This is a genomic window from Collinsella sp. AM28-11LB, from assembly GCF_003469895.1.
GTDB lineage: Bacteria > Actinomycetota > Coriobacteriia > Coriobacteriales > Coriobacteriaceae > Collinsella.
Genome location: NZ_QSKJ01000013.1, coordinates 23827 through 39110, shown reverse-complemented (window position 1 = coordinate 39110; position 15284 = coordinate 23827). Strand labels below are relative to the sequence as shown.

Below are 15284 nucleotides of genomic sequence, written 5' to 3'. Positions count from 1 at the left end.
GGGGCGGCCCCCGCCATCAGGTCGAGCGCCGCCGAGCGCGTCACGTTGCGCCTGATCTCGGATGAGACGTTGCGCACCTCGTCGTCATCGAGGCCGTTGAGCCGCCAGAAGGTCGGCGTGCCGGCGAAGCCGTCCACCACAGACGCGAGCTTGATGGAGCTGTCTGTCTGCTGGGCCAGGGTAGGCATGGCGGGGTTCAGGAAGTGGACGGACACGCCGCAGGCGTCCTCCGCCTCCTCGTATGAGCACCCGAGCTCCGTCGCGATCGCGGCGGTCGCGGCGTTCGCCAGCGCCGCCTTGGCCTCGCGGATGAAGCTCTTGCACTTGAGGATGAGCGGCTCGTTCTCGGCGTAGATCGCCTCGGCGGAGCTGGGGTTGTCGCTCATGATGCCGAACTGCCCCACGTGGATACCGGTCGCGGCGCTCATGCGCTTGCACAGGTTGCCGAAGTGCTCGGTCATGGGCTGCATACTCGGCTGCGTGAGCTGTCCGAACTGCGGGATCGTGCCGTCCTCGGTCTTGGTGACCTCGAAGATGGAGCCGATGAAGGCGCTCCACTTGGTCTTGTCGGCGAACGCGTCGCCGTCGGTGCCCAGCAGGTACTTCTGCGTGGACGCGGCGAACGCGGCGGCGATCTCCTCGTTGACGTTGGCGCGCATGGCGCAGTCGATGTTCCAGCGCACCTCGGAGTTGATCCTGGACACGCCGAAGGGTCGGTCGTCGTCGGGGTTGTGCGGCATGACGAACATGGGCACGGCGCCCAGGCCGTGCTCCACGTACTCCGCCGCCCACTCGTTGCGGCGAACCTCGCGGATGCGCACCATGCGGTCCGGCAGCATCACGTTGACCCAGTCCGGGCGGTTCGTGGGCCGCCCGCGGTCCTTGGCGAAGGAGACGACGAACATGCCGGAGGACAGGCACTCGTGGACGTCGTCCCAGATGCCCGTGCACAGCGTCGGCGGGTACGCCGAGATGCGGGCGTGCCCGTCCTCGTCCGCCGTCACCACGAGCATGGAGAAGCAGTACTTGAGCGCGGAGTTGACGGCCTTGCCGACGCGCGTGGCCATCTTGTTGCGCTTGGCCACGGAGGTGAGCAGGTCGTCGAAGTCCGCGTCGTCGGGGCACGTGAACCCGTCGAAGGCGATGTGGTCGCGCATGACCTCCACGCACTTGTAGCCCCAGCCGCACGCGACCTCCAGGTCGCGCAGCGAGTCGGGGACGGAGATGCCGAGGTCCTTGAGCATGTTGCGCGCCTCGTAGTAGTCCGATCGCAGGAGGTTGCCCCTGTAGTGCGTCTGCCAGCTGTTGAGCAGGCAGCGCACCGTCTCGCGGTCCTCCTCGAGCAGGCCGTCGGCGGACGCCACGGCGTAAGGTATCGAGATCAAGTGACCCTCGCCTTCATTCCGGGTTTTCTCTTCGATGTGCTGAGCGCGAGCAGCGCCAGCCCCGCTGCCTCGATGGGCGCGGCGTTGTCCCCGCCGAAGCCCCAGCCGCCCGACGAGCCGATCTTGCGCTTGGGTGAGGTCTCGGCGGAGAGGTCGAGCGCCGGGCACGCGATATGCGTGACCGAGCCCGCCTTCGCGCCGGACGAGATGAGGCTCGCGGCGGTCACGGCCTGGTCGGTGCTCGGGCGCAGGATGTAGTCCTTGGGCATGCCCATGCCCTCGAGCTTGTCGCACAGGGCGCCGGCGCCCGCCTTGCCGTCGATGGCGACGCACGCGTACCTGCCCGCCCTCGCGGCGATCCAGTAGGCCAGCCAATCCGTGCTGGGCTCCGGGTCCTTGCAGAAGGGAAGCTCAACGTGCACGGTCGGCGAGCCGGGCGGCCGCACGGCGCACGCCACGGCGACGGTCGAGCCGTCGGCGCTGAACCTCACGCCGGCGCAGATCCTGCAGCCGGCGGTCAGCTCGGGGCCGCTCCCAACGAGGCACTCGCCCCATGCGCCGGCGCCGATGACGGGCGGCTCAACCTGCGTCTGCGGGGGCAGCCAGTAGCCCAGGTATTCCTGGGCGGCTCCCAGCTCGTCCATGTCCTTCATTCCGGTGCGGATGGCGCGGATGTCGGCATGGTATCCGAGCGATGGCATGACCTCCGGCCAGCGGCTCTCGTCCCAGATGTCGCCGACCTCCTCGACGCCGTACTCCAGCCACAGCAGGTCGGACGCCTTCTCGCCGCCCTCCCACGCCTGCTGCCGGAGGTTCTTGAACACCTCGGCGGGGTTGCCGGCACGGGTCGGCGTTCCGGCGTACACGATCATCAGGTTGTGCTTGGCTCCGGACACCGTGGTCGGGTTGACGACCTGGGTGTGGATGCCCGTGAGCTCCTGGGCCTCGTCGTAGATGACGATGTCGAACGAGAAGCCCAGGCGCGAGGACTTGGTCCTCGTCGAGAACTGGATGACGCCGCCGGAGCTGAACCGCATCCATTCCTGGCCGGTCTGGGAGCAGACCTCGACCAGGAGCTTGCGCCAGCGCGGGATTCCCTCGGACGTGTCGCCGACGCGGCGGCCGAAGATCTTGCGGAAGCGGGCGACCATCTCCATGGTCGTGGAGTAGTTGTGCTCGGTCCACAGCACCTTGTAGCCGGCCAGCGCCGCCATGATCGCGACCCACACGATGAGGTCGACGGACTTGCCCTGCTGGCGCGGGATGGAGATGCCGACGCGGGGGTGGACCCATTTGCCGCTCGCGTCCACGGCGCCGATGTCGTGGGCGAGCTGCTCCTGCCACGGCACGAGGTCGTAGCCCATCGTCGGGGCGAGCTCGACCGCGAGGGAGCCGATGGATCTCTCGTAGGGCTGGACGAGGAGCAGCCTCGGCTTAGCCGAGGACGTCGCGCAGGACAGAGACGGCGTTGATGATGACATCGTCGCCACCGTCATCCCCGGCCCCCTCTATTCGCTCGATCTGCTCGAGCGTCTCGCGGTACTCCTTGGCGAGCCGGGCCGCCTGGCTGGGCTCGGCGTCGTAGAGCTGCCGCTCGATGACCTGCCGCACCCACCGGAGCCTCCCGAGCGTGTCCTGGCGGCCGTCCGGGCCGTCGGCCGGGGGCGCCGAGACGCCCGCGCCCACGGACTGCCCCGTGGACTCGCCGGTCGCGATCTCGCCGCTCTCCTTCATTCTCTTGATGAGTGCGCACACGCCGGAGCGCGAGCGCTTGAGCTTCTTCGCGATAGCCGCAGGTCCGAGCGCCGGGTAGGCGTTTCTGACGAACTCCCGCTCGTCCGGGGTCCAGGGCTTGCCCCTCGGCTTCGTGGACTTCGTGGACATTCCATGCACCTCCCGGTATGGACTCGGTTTGGGGGCCTGCGCAAAAAAGGCGCAATGCCGCGGGGCGAGCCCTCGGCCCCCGGGGAGGGGGCCATCCCCCAGGGTCGGCTCACCACGGCAGCGAGGTCGAGCAGCCCACGTCGCGGGGGCGCGGCGAGATCGGCTTGCCCAGGGCCGCGAGGCTCTTGTTGCCGCGCCGCTCGTTGCAGATCCTGTGGGCCGGCGCGACGTTCGCGCGGTCGACGGGCGAGCCGCCCTTGGAAACGGGCACGATCTCGTCCACCTCGAAGCTCATCGGGTCGCCTGCCGGCAGGTCGTAGTCGATGGCCCCGCCGCAGATGTGGCACGGCAGGCCCTGCGCCTTGAGCCATGCGCGCACCTGCCGGCGGGCGTGGCCGTTGGCGTAGCGGGTCTTGGTGGCCATGGCTAGCGCTCCACGGGAGAACGGCCCCGGTTGGCCATGCATTCCTCGAGCCCCGTAAAGCGCAGGCGCTCGACGGCCTTGCCGGCCCCCTTGCACTTGCGCCCGCCCGCACGGCGGGCGATGCCCAGGGCGCGGCGGAAAGCCCACGCCATCACAGTGTCGTACCGGTTGGCGGCACGGGCGATAGCCTCGCGTGTGACCACGGACCCACCTCATTACGTTGTCGTTCAATAGAAAGGCCAGGGCCCTGAACTGCTAAGGGGACCCCGGCCACTCATCTGTGCTTCCACGCACTCCGACCCGCACACCGCGCGGGCGGCGCTGCGAATCGACACCCTAGTTATATCCCAGCCACAACGTGCAACGGTGTGCAATTGTGTGCAATCGCGTGCAATCGTAGGCAATTGCGTGCAATTGTGTGCAACGGCGTGCAACCGTGTGCAATCGCGTGCAGCCAGCAAGAAGAGAGAAACCCGCCGGCGCGGAGCCGACGGGTCTCGATAGAGTTATATCTAGCTCAGACTGCGGCGCGGCCAAGACCGGATCGGGCTGCCGCCAGCCCGACCATGTCCGTCCAGTCCAGGGCGGCGCACAGGTCGGAGTTCACCGACCTCACCGACACCCCCAGCGTCCCCGCGATCTCCTGCAGCGTGCGGTCCTCACAGTAGCGCAGCTCCAGAACGTCGCCCCAGCGCTTGCCCGGGTTGGCCGAGCGCACGCCCGCGCACAGCTCTCGGCCCAGCTCCACCTCATGCCGCAGCTCGGACAGCTCGGCGCCGCTGCGGCGCTCGTAGTCTATGCGGTCGTCGGTGGACCTCATGAAGTCCGTGCCGTGCGCGCCCTTGCCCACGGCGTCGTAGCGCTGGGCGCGCACCTGCTCGCGCGCCTGCATCGACTGGATGACCGCCAGCCTGCGGTCGATGCCGCGCTGGGCGGCCCGTACAGTCTCCAAATATTCACGTGCATCCATGTGACCTCCCGCGTGGTACCATGCTCTACGCCACATAGAGGATGCCGGGAGGCGTCTTTGCCAAAGGCCGCCGGCACTCAAACGCCAGCGGCCTTAATTATATATCTACCTATGTCTACCTGCGGAAACTCAATATCTCATCGCGACCTCGCGGCGCATGGCCATGATCTCGTCGTGAGCCGGCCCAGTGGGCGCCAGGTAGCGGTCGACACTGTCGCGCTTCGGCTTGGTACCCTTGCGGCGGGCCTCCTTCGCGCGGTCCTGCTCGTGCTTGCGCCGGCAGTCCTCCGAGCAGTACTTCGCCTTCGGCGCCTGCGGGATGAAGATCCTCCCGCAGACTGCGCAGTTCCTCTCCTGCACGTCCCACATCATGGTCATCTCATCGACCTCCTGCACCTGCGGGCGCGCCGCGCCTCGATACTCTTGCGCACGCGGCGGTTCTCTATGATTATCCGCCACAGCTTCTCAAACAACCTCATCGCTTAGCCTTCCTCGACCTCTTGAGCGCCCGTGCCCGGTCGCGTTCCAGCGCACGAGCCCTCCGCTCCGTCTCCCCGATCTGCACCGACGTCACCCGCGGCGCGTCCGCCCGACCGTGCGCGAGCGCCCGGCGCGCGGGACCCGACACCATATCGGGCACCGTGCGCCAGGCGGTCGCGCGGAACAGCTCGGCCGCCGAGCGGATCAAAGCTCCTCTCCGCAGAACGGGCAGTACTTGATGTCCTCGATGTAGGCGGTCGCCGTCACGTCGGCGCCGACGGTCTCTCCGCACGAGCCGTTGACCGAGATGTCGAGCGCCACGTCGGTATCCAGCTCGACGGCGATGATGGGCTGGCCGTCATAGCGCCGCGCGAGGGTCATGGACCCAACGGACCAGTTCCGGATGTCCCGGTCGGGCGCGGAGTGCAGCGACGCGATGCGCGACCCGCCGCAGAAATAGCAACTCATTTGCTCTCACCGCCCAGCCTGCGGATACGGGCAGCCACGTCCCGCAGGAAAGCCTCGACGCAAGTGCAGTCGCGATGCTCGAACTTGCACCCTTCGCAATCGCGCCTGTCGCGATCGAGATACGTGCAGGCGGTTCCATCCTGGCGGTCGGCGACTCTATCCAAATCGTCCGCCAGCTTCTCCAGGCTGTCGGGAGGCGTGAGGTGGCAATCGTCGGCGTACGAGTCGGGGCCGGAGTCAAAGTGGACGACCCACCGCTGAGACCAGGTCGAGAACTCGTACGATTCGACCTTCCTGCACTCCCCGTGGGCGTCGAGTAGCTCCTTGGTGTCCAGCGGAATACGACCGCCCTCCGCGTCGACTGGGCCCAGCGGCCCCAGCGTCGGCAGCTGCACCACCTCCCCGTCCGCAGTCATTAAGCTATCGACCATAAGGCGCTCGCTCACTTCGTGATCCAATCCTTCTCGATTTCCTTCTCCTCCGCGACCATGATCAGCGCCCTGTTGAGGCATCGCCTCGCCTGGCGCAGCTCATCGCAGATGTCGCACCCCTGTCGCAGCCTGTCGCACTCACTGAGCGACCTCTTCGCGTCCTCGAGCCTGCCGATGGCGAGGTCGATCCAGTCGGCGGGGCCGCACCTGTAGCTCACAGAGACTCACCCCTCACGCCGAAGATGCCGGCCAGGATGTCGCCCGGCGTGGCCATGAACGGCTCGGTGCTCACGGGGTCGTACTGCACCTCGAGGTAGTTCGGGTACCCGATGCTCACACCCGTGGGCTCGCGGCCCGGCAGGCACTGATAGCCCCAGAGCACGCTCACCATCTCGTCGTCCAGGATGGTCACGGTACGCTCGATGCGCAGCCGGTACCCGCCCACGCGCTCGGTGTCCTGCGTGTCGTCGGCCCAGGGAATCCGGTGCCTGTCGAGGGCGTCCCGGTAGGCCCTCATCACCGCTGAGATCTCGGTCAAGACCTTCTCACTCTCCTATCTCAAAAGAATTAGGCGTTCTTTGCCGCGGGGACTCCCCCGCCGGCCCCGTTTCCGCCCTCTAGCGGCGGGAACCCCATCGCCTGCTGGCCCGGCTGCCCCGCCGGTGTTGGCACACCTTTGGCATACCTCCAGCTCGGCTCCTCGCCCCTCGCGATGGCGGCGATGTCCATCCGCAGGTCCTCCTTGGCGCGCTTGCGGGCGCGGTACTCGTCGAGCTTCTGCTTCTTGGCCAGGCGCGCGCCCTCGTCGGCGCCGATGACGTTGGCCATGTAGATCCGCGTCACGTCGAGCGGCCGGCCGGCTGCGGGGTCGAAGCCGTCGAGCATCTCCCTGAGGGTGATCATGCCGACTCACCCAGCTCCCGCTCGAGGGCGGCGATGACGTCGTCCTCGGTCTCGGCGGGCTTCCACACCGCCGCGCGCTCGACCTCCTGCGAGGTCTGCCCGCCCCGTGCCTTGCGCTCCGCGTCGTAGCCGCGCTCGCGGTCTGACCAGCTGCGGGCGACCGGCTCCCATTTCGCGATGGGGAAGCCCTGCCTGGTCCACCCGTTGGCCTCGTAATAGTCGAAGAACTTCCGGGCGCTGCCGCGAAGGCAGTTCGCCGCGAAATACGACTCGACCTCCTCGAGGGCAGGCGGGACGAACTCTGCGCCACCTCCCCCTCTGTTTTCACAATCTGAGGGGTTAATCCAGACTCCTAACTCCTCTTCCTCTTCCTCTTCGCTTGCGCGTTTGCTTACGGGTTTGCTTGCCGGTTTGCTTACGGTTTTGCTTGCGCGTTTGCTTTCCGTTTTGCTTTCGGCTTCGCTCGCGCGTTTGCTTTCGGCTTCGCTTGCGGCTTCGCCTGCTGCGCTGCCACGGCTCAGCCCGCCCCTCCTTCCGGCCTCCGCCCTGGCGCGGCTGTTCTCGAGGACCGGCATGATCAGCGTGATGGCCATCCTCTGGGCGTCGGTGCGCGGCTCGGGCACCTCTCCGGTCACGAGGTAGCGCACCATCATGCCGAGCAGCTCGTTGCTCTCGCGCCTGTTGCCGAGGCACAGGGCGCCCTCCACGAGGGAATCAAGTATCGTCATCCGTATCACCTCCGCAGATCGAATCGGTAAAGGCCGCGGCGGCGGCCTGGTCGCGGCCCGGCATGACCGAGCCGTAGATGTCGAGCGTCGTCTTGACGCTCGCGTGCCCCAGGCGCTCCTGGATGGTCCTCATGTCGAACCCGTTCATGAGCAGCCAGGTGGCATGGGTGTGCCGCAGCGAGTGGAACACCGTCTCCTCCGGCAGCCCCAGGTCCCTCGCGAGCGACTTGAATCGGCTCGTCACGGTGGACGGGCGCGCGAGGGCGCCGGCGGGCCCGAAGGTCACCACCAGCGCCGCCGGGCCCCTGCGCGCGAGCCACGTGTCCTGCCACTCCAGGTGGCGCTGCAGCTGGGCCTCCACCGCCGGCGCGAGCGACACGTTGCGCACGCGCCTGCCCTTGGTGTAGGCCTGCCGGTGCAGCTCGGGCTTCTCGACCGCCTGCCCCACCACGTGCAGGTCGTGCAGGGCGCGGCGCCAGTCTCGGCGCTGCAGCCCGCAGACCTCCCCGCAGCGAAGCCCCGTGTTGAGGGCGAGGTAGGCCGCCATGGCCTCGGTGCGCCGAGAGATGTTGGCGCCCGAGGCCGAGCGCGAGGACATGGCGGAGACCAGCGCCCGGGAGAGCTCGTCGGTGTCGAGCTCGGACAGCGCGAAGGGCTCGACGGGGTCGGGCGAGGGCGCGGGGACGTCGAGCATGATGTCCCGCCCCAGCGCCGGCTGCCACGAGCGGTAGGCGCCCTTCAGCAGCGCGTGCATCTTGAGCAGCGTCTTGGGCGACAGCCCCTTGCCCGTCCTGGGGGCGAGCAGCATACGGTAGGCGGCCGACACGTCCCAGGGCTCAAGCTGGTCGTAGGGCAGCCGGCCGATGGTCGGCTCCACCATCGTCCTGACGACGCTGCGGTACGTGGCCACGGAGTTGTCGGACAGCCCGTTCACCGGGTCCGAGATGTACGTCTCGAGCATCGAGGACAGGCGCTTGGAGCTGTCCCGGGCCGACGACGGGTCGAACGTGGCCGCCCACCTGTCGCACTCGGCCTGGGCCTGCTCGCGCGTCAGCTCCGCGTCCCACGACCTGTACGGCCTGATCCGCCTTCCGGTCACGCGGTCGGTGCCCATGTAGGGGCGGGCGAACCATCTGCCGTCCGCCCCGCGCTGCACGACCGCCCGGCGCTCGCTAGATGTCGGCATCGACGCCCAGCTCCGCCGCCACGTCGCGGATCTCCCTGCGCGCGTCCAGGTCGGTGGCCTGGATGCTGTCGGCGTGCCCATGGTGATTGGCGCCGAGCGCGGCGATGAGCACGAGCTTGCGCGCGTTCCTGTCCGGGACGCCCGCCTGGCTGAAGGCCGCGCAGAGCGCGTCGGCGCACTCGCAGGCGAGCGCGAACAGGTCGCTGATGTCGGTCGTGCCCACGAAGCATGAGTCGCCGGAGCCGTCCCCTTTGGCGGTCGCGACCGTCGCGCAGCGGCACTCGAAAGCGCGGACCTCGCCGCACGCCTCGACCGTCACCCTGGCCTTCTTCTCGCTACTCATCCTTCTCCTCCTCCTTGGCGCTCGCCTGCACCCTCTCCATGAGCCACACGTCCTCCTCGCCGGGCTCGAAGCCCGCGGAGCAGAAGATGTCATAGTGGTCGAGCCACGCCTCCGCGTCGTCGCCGCCCCAGCGGTTGTCGAGCTGGGCCATGTCCTTGGCCGCCGCCATGAGCCAGCAGCCGGCCTCGTACTCGCTGGGCCTGCAGGCCTTGAGGTTGCGGGCGAACTCGTCTCGCACGAGCCCGAAACGCCCCTCGTTCTCGGGGTGGCTGTCGCCGCCCATCGCCATTAGCAGCGCGGGCGGGTCCTCGCGGCCCACGCGCACCTCCACCATGAGGTCCTTGGACATGGCAAAGGCGCCGGACGACACGAAGCCGATCAGGCTCCTGTACAGTTCCTCGAGCGCCGCCTTCTCGCGCTCGGCCTCCTGCTCGGCCAGGATCTCCTCCTCGGTCTTCTCGGCCTGATCGCCCGAGCCATCGTCGGGCTTGTAGAGATACCAGCCGCTGCCGGTATTCACCGCCACGGTGCCGGGGGCGACATCCAGCCCCTCGAGCTCCTTTGCCACGGTGCCGTAGCATGCCCAGAGCACGTAGCTCGAGCCATCGGGGCGCTCCGTCACCACGGGAATAGCGGCGTCCCCGAACGCGTCGTAGTCCTCGGCCTTGGCCTCATCGCGTTCGTTGCGGCGGCGGATCTGGTCGGCCTTGCCCGCCCAGCCGTCACCGGCGGCGAGCACGGCCTCGACGTCCCTCTCGTCGTCGAAGGCGCTCGCGGCCTCGAGCTGCTCCAGCGTCACCTGCCGGCCCTCGATACTCCCGCGAAGCCTGCGCGCAGCCCGGATCTGCCCGGCGGTGGCGCGGCTCGCGCGCTCGATGCGCTGCTCGTCGACGCCCAGCACGAGCATCTGCTGCACGCCGCGGGCGCGCTCGGCATCGGTCAGCTGGCGCTTGTCGTCGGTGGCGAGCATGGCCACGAGCTCGTTGGCCTCGTCCATGGTGTCGGCCACCAGCGCGGACACCTCGCGGTCCTCCCCGTAGAGCGACGACAGCGCGCGGTAGCGGCGCTCGCCGTCCACGATGCGGAACACGTTGCCGTCCGCCACGACCACGGGCGGGTTCAGCGGCTCGCCGCCGGTCGCCTCGATGCTGCGGGCCAGGGCGCCGATGTCGCCGAAGTCCTCGCGCGGGTTCTGCCCGCTCGGGCGGATATCGCCCAGGCGCACAGACTTCTTCTCGAATTGCATGTATCCTCCTGTCTCGAGGCCCTAGGCCTCGCATGAACTGCCATAGCGATCGGGGCGGAGGTCCGGATGGTCGAGTTGACGAGCGAGGAGCAGTCCTATCTCGGGAGGCTCCTCATCCATGCACTTTCAGGTACACAACAGCGCCGATGACGTAAAAGACGATGTAGGAGACGGTGTACAGGATGACGTACAGGGCGATCTTCCATACGGGCGGCATTCCTTGTCCCATAGGGCGGCTCCCTTCCCCGGGCCGCCGCCCCGATCGCTATGCAGCTGTCAAGGTAAATGGGGGCTAGTAGTACATCCCGCTCGGTGCGGTCCCCTCGATGGCGCCGGCGACGGCGATCATGCCGATGAGCGCCGCGGCGCACACCACGCTGCGCACGCGCTCGGGCAGCGAGTCCCACCACGCGCCGAGGCGGCAGCCCGCCTCCCAGACCAGGTCGGCCATCACGCCACCCGCCTCGGTCGGCGCGCCGGCACGCAGTCCGGCGACGGCAGCGCCGGCACCGCGCCGCGCGCCATGATGGCGGCGTCGATGTCCTCGCTGCGCACCACCTCGCGCGAGCTGTTGGGGTTGAGCGACGGGTAGCGCGGGATGATCCCCTGCATGACCATCGCGCGGAACGTGACGTTGTCGCAGCAGGCGTAACGCGCGCCCTTGGCTATAGACATCCACATGGCCTTCTCCTTTCATTCGTTGAGCCAATCCCTTGCCGGAGGGCCGCACCGATAGATGCAGCCGGAGGGCGCTCCCCCGCCAAAGGGAGCGGTGCCGCCGCCCCGCCAAGTCGGCGGCGGACACCTTGCGGGCCGGAAGTAGGGAGTCCGGCCCCGTCGCGCCACGGGCCCCGTGGAATGGGGGCGGTGCGGAACCCGTGGAGCGACGGGGGCGGGCCCGCCTCAACCGAAAAGCGACCCGACCACCCACGCCGCGATGAACGGCAGCGCGGCGGCAAAGCAGCAGCGCGCCAGGCCGTAGGCCCCCTGCGCGGCGCACATCCACCCGGCGGCGTCCATGACGGCGGCCGAGGCCAGCAGCGCCCGTCTCTTCCCCGTCATTCCTCTTCCTCCAATTCCTCCATGGGCACGCCCAGCGCCCTCGCGAGCCGCTTGGCCGCCCCGTACTTCGCGTCGGCTATCCCCCGGCGCTCCCAGTTGCGTATCGTCGTCTCGGTCACGCCCGCCCTCACGGCGAGCTTGAACTGCGAGAGGCCCGCCTTCTTGCGGAGCCGTCTGATCTCATTCATCTCCGTATCCTCACAAACCCGTAAACTCATTTGCGTTCATCCCTTTACGCAAAGGGAGGCGGTACAATCCAAGCGTCCTGTCAACCGACGGAAGGGAGCCATCTCCTTGAAGGCAGTTTTGAGGACGCGGGCCGCCGTAAAGTAGGGCCCCGCCCGGCATACGGAAGCCGGAAAAGCCCGAGCCGAAGGCGTCGGCGCAACGACGCGCGGCGAGGCAGCCAGACCGCGGGCTACCGAAAGTCCCGCCGAAGCTCTCCAGTCCCTCTCCCGATTGGCAGTTATTAAAGGGGTATAGGGCAGGCACGGGGAAATCCGGGCGGGATCTGGTCTGATAACCGTGCAGGATGGCGGATAACGACCCGGGCTAGGGAGGCGGCGAGGGTTGCGCACCGAACCGCCCCCGAGACCGGATCCGCCGGGGCCCCGCATCCTTTTCGAGACTTTCCATCTCTTCCCCCATCCCTAAGCGGCCTCGTCCGTGTTCCAGCCCATCAGGTCGTTGGGCGTGCAGCCGAGGGCCGTTCCCAACGCCGCGAGGCTCTCGAGCGATGGCGTCGAGGACTTGGCCAGATAGTTGCGGATGCTATAGACCGACACGCCCGAGGCCGCGGAAAGCTCCTCAGCGGTCTTGATGTCGGCGTGGGCCATAGCCACGCGCAGGTTGTGGGCAACTCGTGTGCAGATATCCGTCATTCATGTACCTCCGTTCTAGCAATCTACGTGTTTCGCGTTTGCTGATACCCATTATCTACGTGATTCACGTATTGTCAACATGATTCTAGTAACTTTCTTGATGGATATACGCATTTCGCGTAGACTTCTACGTGAAGAAGGGAGAGCTATATGTATGAACTCTCAATAAAGAAGATGCGCGAGGCCGCTGGATTTAAGAAGCAACCAGATGCCGCGCGCGCACTTGGATGGAAAGAGCGCCGCTACGCTTCCATCGAGCGAGGTGAAGTGAAACTAACCGCAGAGGACGCTTGCGTGATAGCCGAGGTATTTGGCTGCACTCCGAACGACCTCTGCGGATGGCCGCCAGGCCTGAACGAGGGGTTCGCCGAGAGCCTGAAGCCCGAGGAGGGCGAGCTGCTCTACTGCTACCGGCAGAGCACCGAGAAGAGGCGCTCGAAGATCCTGGAGACGGCACGCGACCAGGCCGAGCTCTCCCAAGCTCAGGCTGCAGCGCCTGAAGGCGAAGGGCTGGAAGCGGATCAAGTAAGGTCCGCGTAGGCATTCAGCGGAAAGGAAGATATATGGAAGACCCTATCCAGGCCGAGATAATTCTGTACCAGTCCGAGGGGACAAACGTGCCGGTGCGGGTGCGTTACATGAACGAGACGCTTTGGATGCCCCAGAAGGAAATCGCCGAGCTGTTCGACAAGGACAAGTCGACCATCTCGCGCCACATGAAGAACATCTTCGAAGAGGGTGAGCTTGACCGAGACTCAGTTGTTGCAAAAATTGCAACAACTGCCTCAGACGGCAAGACGTATACGGTCGACTTCTACGCGCTCGATGCCATCATCGCCGTCGGATACCGCGTGAACTCGCTGCGCGCGACCCGTTTCCGCCAGTGGGCCACGGCGACCCTCAAGGAGTACATCACCAAGGGCTTCGTCCTCAACGACGACATGCTCAAGAACGGCCGCCCCTTCGGCAAGGACTACTTCGACGAGCTGCTCGCCCGCATCCGCGACATCCGCGCGAGCGAGCGGCGCGTGTGGCTCAAGATCACCGACATCTTCCAGGAGTGCAGCTTCGACTACGACAGGGACTCGGCCATGGCCAAGAACTTCTACGCCGCGGTCCAGAACAAGATGCACTACGCCGTAACCGGGCACACCGCCGCGGAGATCATCCAGGAGCGCTCCGACCCGTCCAAGCCCAACATGGGGCTCACGTCGTGGAAGGGAGGCCCCGAGGGCCGCATCCACTCCTCGGACGTCACCGTGGCCAAGAACTACCTGTCCGAGGACGAGATTAGGCAGCTGAACCGCCTCGTCACGATGCTGCTCGACACGCTCGAGGACAGGGCGGAGCGGCACGTCCTGACGAGCATGGAGGACTGCGAGCGCCTGCTCGACGGCTTCCTGGCATTCAGCGGGCGCGAGGTGCTCAAGGGCCTGGGCAACCGCAACAAGAAGACGGCCGACAAGATCGCCAAGGAGCGCTTCCACGAGTTCCAGAAGCTCCAGGACAAGACCTACGAGAACGACTTCGAGAAGATGGCGAAGCGCCTGAACGGCAAGGCGTAGCGGGCGCAGGGGCTTATCAAAACGCCAGTTATTCCCCATTTTCGTGGGGTCGCGAAAATGAGCGATGGCTTGACCGCGCCGACGGCAAACGGTAATTTGGACAGCGGTATTGACGCGGGGACCCCACGGGGCCCGCGTCCAAAGGAAAGGCGGCTGTCCCAGAGGGCAGTCGCCTTTCCTCGTTTATGAGCATCCCAACGAAAGAAAGGAACAGAAATGGAAGGCATTCAGAAGACGATCTCGATAGACAGCGACCCGATAACCAGGAAAGGAGTCCATGCCGACGCCGTAACCGTCAGTATCAAAGACGATATGGTGAAGCTCGATTTCCTCCTCGCCGACATCGAACTCCCCGACGGCTCAGAAAGGGGCGTGCTTTCAAGCAGGGTGTTCATGGACCGCGGCGGCCTAGAGCTTCTAAGCCATGCGGTCAACGAGGCGCTCGCAGGCTCGATGCGGACAGCTGCAGATGAACATTAACGTCATTTGGAACGACGACGCAGGCCATCCTGAATGGGGCGGTGAGACCGTTACCGTTCATTACCGCGACAGCAATCCAGATGATTACCTGTACATGTATCTCGATGAGTCAGGGAATCTTGATTTCAAACAAAGCGGGACTCCATTTTTCCTGATGACCTGCGTCGTCGCCACCCGTCCGTTCAACTCGGCAGACGCGATGCGCGAGCTTCGGTATGACCTGATGGAAAAGGGTATGGACATACAGAAGTTCCACGCCTGCGATGACAAGAACGAGGTGCGAAAGAGCGTTTACCGCATTCTGTCCGCCCAGAATTGCAATTATCGCGTCTACTCGGTTTACGTCGACAAGTCGGAGGTCCCCGATGAGATGCGCACGCCGGAAAGCGTTTACTCGAAAGTGTTCTCGCTCCTGCTCGACGAGATCTATCGAGCAGAAGGCATCATCAATCTGGAAGGAATCGTCGTTATCACCGACAGGCTCCCCAAGGACGCGACAAAGAGGCAGGTTGTGAAGCCGCTCAAGCGTTATATGAAGGAGAAGTTCCAGGCCCGACATATCCCCTACGTCCTTATGCACCATGACTCGGCGAGTGACATGAACCTTCAGGCGGCGGACTACTACTGTTGGGCGGCTCAACGAGACCTCGCCCAGGACAAGCGTTGGCCAATGTGCGCCGTCTATCCGTTTTTCAGAAGGGTCGGGAAAGTTGAGTTTAAAGAATAGGGCGCACCCGAAGGCACGCCCTATTCGACCTTCCCAACTATCGCACTGCGAAGAACCCAGGGGTTCGTATCGGAGGGAAGGGACCTTTTCTCGCCTCTATTATGCCTCAAAAACCCGCGAA

At 66.1% G+C, this 15284-nt stretch carries 25 protein-coding genes; 4 read left to right on the top strand and 21 right to left on the bottom strand.

Annotated features, from left to right (window positions below):
• From DW732_RS09015 to DW732_RS08920, 21 genes are all read right to left on the bottom strand, one after another.
• The coding region (locus DW732_RS09015) for a phage portal protein (RefSeq protein WP_147356377.1) at nucleotides 1-1385 on the bottom strand (1385 nt) is incomplete at its 3' end.
• Entirely contained in the window at nucleotides 1382-2749 is a 1368-nt protein-coding gene (locus DW732_RS09800) for a hypothetical protein (RefSeq protein WP_147356376.1), read from the bottom strand. The genes DW732_RS09015 and DW732_RS09800, both read right to left, overlap by 4 nt.
• A 70-nt stretch (nucleotides 2750-2819) precedes the next feature.
• Complete coding sequence (locus DW732_RS09005; protein ID WP_118099350.1) at nucleotides 2820-3269, bottom strand: hypothetical protein; 450 nt, start codon at nucleotides 3267-3269, stop codon at nucleotides 2820-2822.
• 109 nt (nucleotides 3270-3378) lie between these two features.
• Nucleotides 3379-3693, bottom strand: coding sequence for an HNH endonuclease (locus DW732_RS09000; protein ID WP_118099349.1), 315 nt, complete (start codon nucleotides 3691-3693; stop codon nucleotides 3379-3381).
• Between the two features lie 2 nt (nucleotides 3694-3695).
• On the bottom strand, nucleotides 3696-3896 hold the full coding sequence (locus tag DW732_RS08995) for a hypothetical protein (RefSeq protein ID WP_118099348.1): 201 nt from the start codon (nucleotides 3894-3896) through the stop codon (nucleotides 3696-3698).
• 314 nt (nucleotides 3897-4210) lie between these two features.
• A complete protein-coding gene (locus DW732_RS08990; protein WP_158567395.1) occupies nucleotides 4211-4663 on the bottom strand; it encodes a sigma factor-like helix-turn-helix DNA-binding protein in 453 nt (150 codons plus the stop codon).
• 129 nt (nucleotides 4664-4792) lie between these two features.
• Nucleotides 4793-5122, bottom strand: a complete 330-nt coding sequence (locus DW732_RS08985; RefSeq protein WP_147356375.1) for a hypothetical protein — start codon at nucleotides 5120-5122, stop codon at nucleotides 4793-4795.
• A 225-nt stretch (nucleotides 5123-5347) separates the two neighbouring features.
• On the bottom strand, nucleotides 5348-5611 hold the full coding sequence (locus DW732_RS08975; protein WP_118099344.1) for a hypothetical protein: 264 nt from the start codon (nucleotides 5609-5611) through the stop codon (nucleotides 5348-5350).
• A complete protein-coding gene (locus DW732_RS08970; RefSeq protein WP_147356374.1) occupies nucleotides 5608-6042 on the bottom strand; it encodes a hypothetical protein in 435 nt (144 codons plus the stop codon). Before DW732_RS08970 ends, DW732_RS08975 begins: the two co-directional genes overlap by 4 nt.
• Nucleotides 6043-6053: 11 nt before the next feature.
• The gene (locus DW732_RS08965; protein WP_118099342.1) at nucleotides 6054-6260 is read right to left on the bottom strand and encodes a hypothetical protein; all 207 of its coding nucleotides are present in this window, start codon (nucleotides 6258-6260) and stop codon (nucleotides 6054-6056) included.
• Nucleotides 6257-6487: a hypothetical protein gene (locus tag DW732_RS08960; protein ID WP_147356373.1), complete on the bottom strand. Its 231-nt coding sequence runs from the start codon at nucleotides 6485-6487 to the stop codon at nucleotides 6257-6259. Before DW732_RS08960 ends, DW732_RS08965 begins: the two co-directional genes overlap by 4 nt.
• Before the next feature lie 122 nt (nucleotides 6488-6609).
• Nucleotides 6610-6945 carry a hypothetical protein gene (locus tag DW732_RS08955; protein WP_118099340.1) on the bottom strand — a complete coding sequence of 112 codons (336 nt, stop codon included), beginning with the start codon at nucleotides 6943-6945 and terminating at the stop codon, nucleotides 6610-6612.
• On the bottom strand, nucleotides 6942-7673 hold the full coding sequence (locus DW732_RS08950) for a hypothetical protein (RefSeq protein ID WP_118099339.1): 732 nt from the start codon (nucleotides 7671-7673) through the stop codon (nucleotides 6942-6944). The genes DW732_RS08955 and DW732_RS08950 overlap by 4 nt, the downstream gene beginning before the upstream one ends.
• Nucleotides 7660-8787: a site-specific integrase gene (locus DW732_RS08945; RefSeq protein ID WP_233539425.1), complete on the bottom strand. Its 1128-nt coding sequence runs from the start codon at nucleotides 8785-8787 to the stop codon at nucleotides 7660-7662. Before DW732_RS08945 ends, DW732_RS08950 begins: the two co-directional genes overlap by 14 nt.
• Before the next feature lie 58 nt (nucleotides 8788-8845).
• A complete protein-coding gene (locus DW732_RS08940; protein WP_118099337.1) occupies nucleotides 8846-9202 on the bottom strand; it encodes a hypothetical protein in 357 nt (118 codons plus the stop codon).
• Nucleotides 9195-10448 carry a ParB/RepB/Spo0J family partition protein gene (locus tag DW732_RS08935; RefSeq protein WP_118099336.1) on the bottom strand — a complete coding sequence of 418 codons (1254 nt, stop codon included), beginning with the start codon at nucleotides 10446-10448 and terminating at the stop codon, nucleotides 9195-9197. Before DW732_RS08935 ends, DW732_RS08940 begins: the two co-directional genes overlap by 8 nt.
• 292 nt (nucleotides 10449-10740) lie before the next feature.
• Entirely contained in the window at nucleotides 10741-10899 is a 159-nt protein-coding gene (locus DW732_RS09915) for a hypothetical protein (RefSeq protein WP_158567393.1), read from the bottom strand.
• Nucleotides 10899-11123 (bottom strand): hypothetical protein, encoded by a 225-nt coding sequence (locus tag DW732_RS08930; protein WP_147356372.1) that lies wholly within the window; start codon nucleotides 11121-11123, stop codon nucleotides 10899-10901. Before DW732_RS08930 ends, DW732_RS09915 begins: the two co-directional genes overlap by 1 nt.
• Nucleotides 11124-11351: 228 nt before the next feature.
• On the bottom strand, nucleotides 11352-11510 hold the full coding sequence (locus tag DW732_RS09910) for a hypothetical protein (protein ID WP_158567392.1): 159 nt from the start codon (nucleotides 11508-11510) through the stop codon (nucleotides 11352-11354).
• Entirely contained in the window at nucleotides 11507-11698 is a 192-nt protein-coding gene (locus DW732_RS08925) for a helix-turn-helix transcriptional regulator (protein ID WP_118099366.1), read from the bottom strand. The genes DW732_RS09910 and DW732_RS08925 overlap by 4 nt, the downstream gene beginning before the upstream one ends.
• A gap of 462 nt (nucleotides 11699-12160) precedes the next feature.
• The gene (locus DW732_RS08920; protein WP_118099334.1) at nucleotides 12161-12391 is read right to left on the bottom strand and encodes a helix-turn-helix transcriptional regulator; all 231 of its coding nucleotides are present in this window, start codon (nucleotides 12389-12391) and stop codon (nucleotides 12161-12163) included.
• 150 nt (nucleotides 12392-12541) lie between these two features.
• Here DW732_RS08920 and DW732_RS08915 point away from each other — a divergent pair, with 150 nt between their 5' ends.
• The 4 genes from DW732_RS08915 (at nucleotide 12542) to DW732_RS08900 (ending at nucleotide 15163) form a co-directional block, all read left to right on the top strand.
• On the top strand, nucleotides 12542-12931 hold the full coding sequence (locus tag DW732_RS08915) for a helix-turn-helix transcriptional regulator (RefSeq protein ID WP_118099333.1): 390 nt from the start codon (nucleotides 12542-12544) through the stop codon (nucleotides 12929-12931).
• 23 nt (nucleotides 12932-12954) lie between these two features.
• Nucleotides 12955-13956 carry a virulence RhuM family protein gene (locus tag DW732_RS08910; protein WP_118099332.1) on the top strand — a complete coding sequence of 334 codons (1002 nt, stop codon included), beginning with the start codon at nucleotides 12955-12957 and terminating at the stop codon, nucleotides 13954-13956.
• A 216-nt stretch (nucleotides 13957-14172) separates the two neighbouring features.
• The gene (locus DW732_RS08905; protein ID WP_118099331.1) at nucleotides 14173-14436 is read left to right on the top strand and encodes a hypothetical protein; all 264 of its coding nucleotides are present in this window, start codon (nucleotides 14173-14175) and stop codon (nucleotides 14434-14436) included.
• Nucleotides 14426-15163 (top strand): DUF3800 domain-containing protein, encoded by a 738-nt coding sequence (locus tag DW732_RS08900; RefSeq protein ID WP_158567391.1) that lies wholly within the window; start codon nucleotides 14426-14428, stop codon nucleotides 15161-15163. Before DW732_RS08905 ends, DW732_RS08900 begins: the two co-directional genes overlap by 11 nt.
• Nucleotides 15164-15284 lie beyond the last annotated feature (121 nt).

What these genes read in the sequence shown, in the direction of transcription:
- DW732_RS09800 (WP_147356376.1), bottom strand. Translation starts at nt 2,749, where the DNA reads ATGGGCTACGACCTCGTGCCGTGGCAGGAGCAGCTCGCCCACGACATC.
- DW732_RS08955 (WP_118099340.1), bottom strand. Translation starts at nt 6,945, where the DNA reads ATGATCACCCTCAGGGAGATGCTCGACGGCTTCGACCCCGCAGCCGGC.
- DW732_RS08925 (WP_118099366.1), bottom strand. Translation starts at nt 11,698, where the DNA reads ATGAATGAGATCAGACGGCTCCGCAAGAAGGCGGGCCTCTCGCAGTTC.
- DW732_RS08930 (WP_147356372.1), bottom strand. Translation starts at nt 11,123, where the DNA reads ATGTCTATAGCCAAGGGCGCGCGTTACGCCTGCTGCGACAACGTCACG.
- DW732_RS08905 (WP_118099331.1), top strand. Translation starts at nt 14,173, where the DNA reads ATGGAAGGCATTCAGAAGACGATCTCGATAGACAGCGACCCGATAACC.
- DW732_RS08910 (WP_118099332.1), top strand. Translation starts at nt 12,955, where the DNA reads ATGGAAGACCCTATCCAGGCCGAGATAATTCTGTACCAGTCCGAGGGG.
- DW732_RS08950 (WP_118099339.1), bottom strand. Translation starts at nt 7,673, where the DNA reads ATGACGATACTTGATTCCCTCGTGGAGGGCGCCCTGTGCCTCGGCAAC.
- DW732_RS08990 (WP_158567395.1), bottom strand. Translation starts at nt 4,663, where the DNA reads ATGGATGCACGTGAATATTTGGAGACTGTACGGGCCGCCCAGCGCGGC.
- DW732_RS09000 (WP_118099349.1), bottom strand. Translation starts at nt 3,693, where the DNA reads ATGGCCACCAAGACCCGCTACGCCAACGGCCACGCCCGCCGGCAGGTG.
- DW732_RS08975 (WP_118099344.1), bottom strand. Translation starts at nt 5,611, where the DNA reads ATGAGTTGCTATTTCTGCGGCGGGTCGCGCATCGCGTCGCTGCACTCC.
- DW732_RS08970 (WP_147356374.1), bottom strand. Translation starts at nt 6,042, where the DNA reads ATGGTCGATAGCTTAATGACTGCGGACGGGGAGGTGGTGCAGCTGCCG.
- DW732_RS08945 (WP_233539425.1), bottom strand. Translation starts at nt 8,787, where the DNA reads ATGGGCACCGACCGCGTGACCGGAAGGCGGATCAGGCCGTACAGGTCG.
- DW732_RS08920 (WP_118099334.1), bottom strand. Translation starts at nt 12,391, where the DNA reads ATGACGGATATCTGCACACGAGTTGCCCACAACCTGCGCGTGGCTATG.
- DW732_RS08935 (WP_118099336.1), bottom strand. Translation starts at nt 10,448, where the DNA reads ATGCAATTCGAGAAGAAGTCTGTGCGCCTGGGCGATATCCGCCCGAGC.
- DW732_RS09915 (WP_158567393.1), bottom strand. Translation starts at nt 10,899, where the DNA reads ATGGCCGACCTGGTCTGGGAGGCGGGCTGCCGCCTCGGCGCGTGGTGG.
- DW732_RS09005 (WP_118099350.1), bottom strand. Translation starts at nt 3,269, where the DNA reads ATGTCCACGAAGTCCACGAAGCCGAGGGGCAAGCCCTGGACCCCGGAC.
- DW732_RS08900 (WP_158567391.1), top strand. Translation starts at nt 14,426, where the DNA reads ATGAACATTAACGTCATTTGGAACGACGACGCAGGCCATCCTGAATGG.
- DW732_RS08940 (WP_118099337.1), bottom strand. Translation starts at nt 9,202, where the DNA reads ATGAGTAGCGAGAAGAAGGCCAGGGTGACGGTCGAGGCGTGCGGCGAG.
- DW732_RS08915 (WP_118099333.1), top strand. Translation starts at nt 12,542, where the DNA reads ATGTATGAACTCTCAATAAAGAAGATGCGCGAGGCCGCTGGATTTAAG.
- DW732_RS09910 (WP_158567392.1), bottom strand. Translation starts at nt 11,510, where the DNA reads ATGACGGGGAAGAGACGGGCGCTGCTGGCCTCGGCCGCCGTCATGGAC.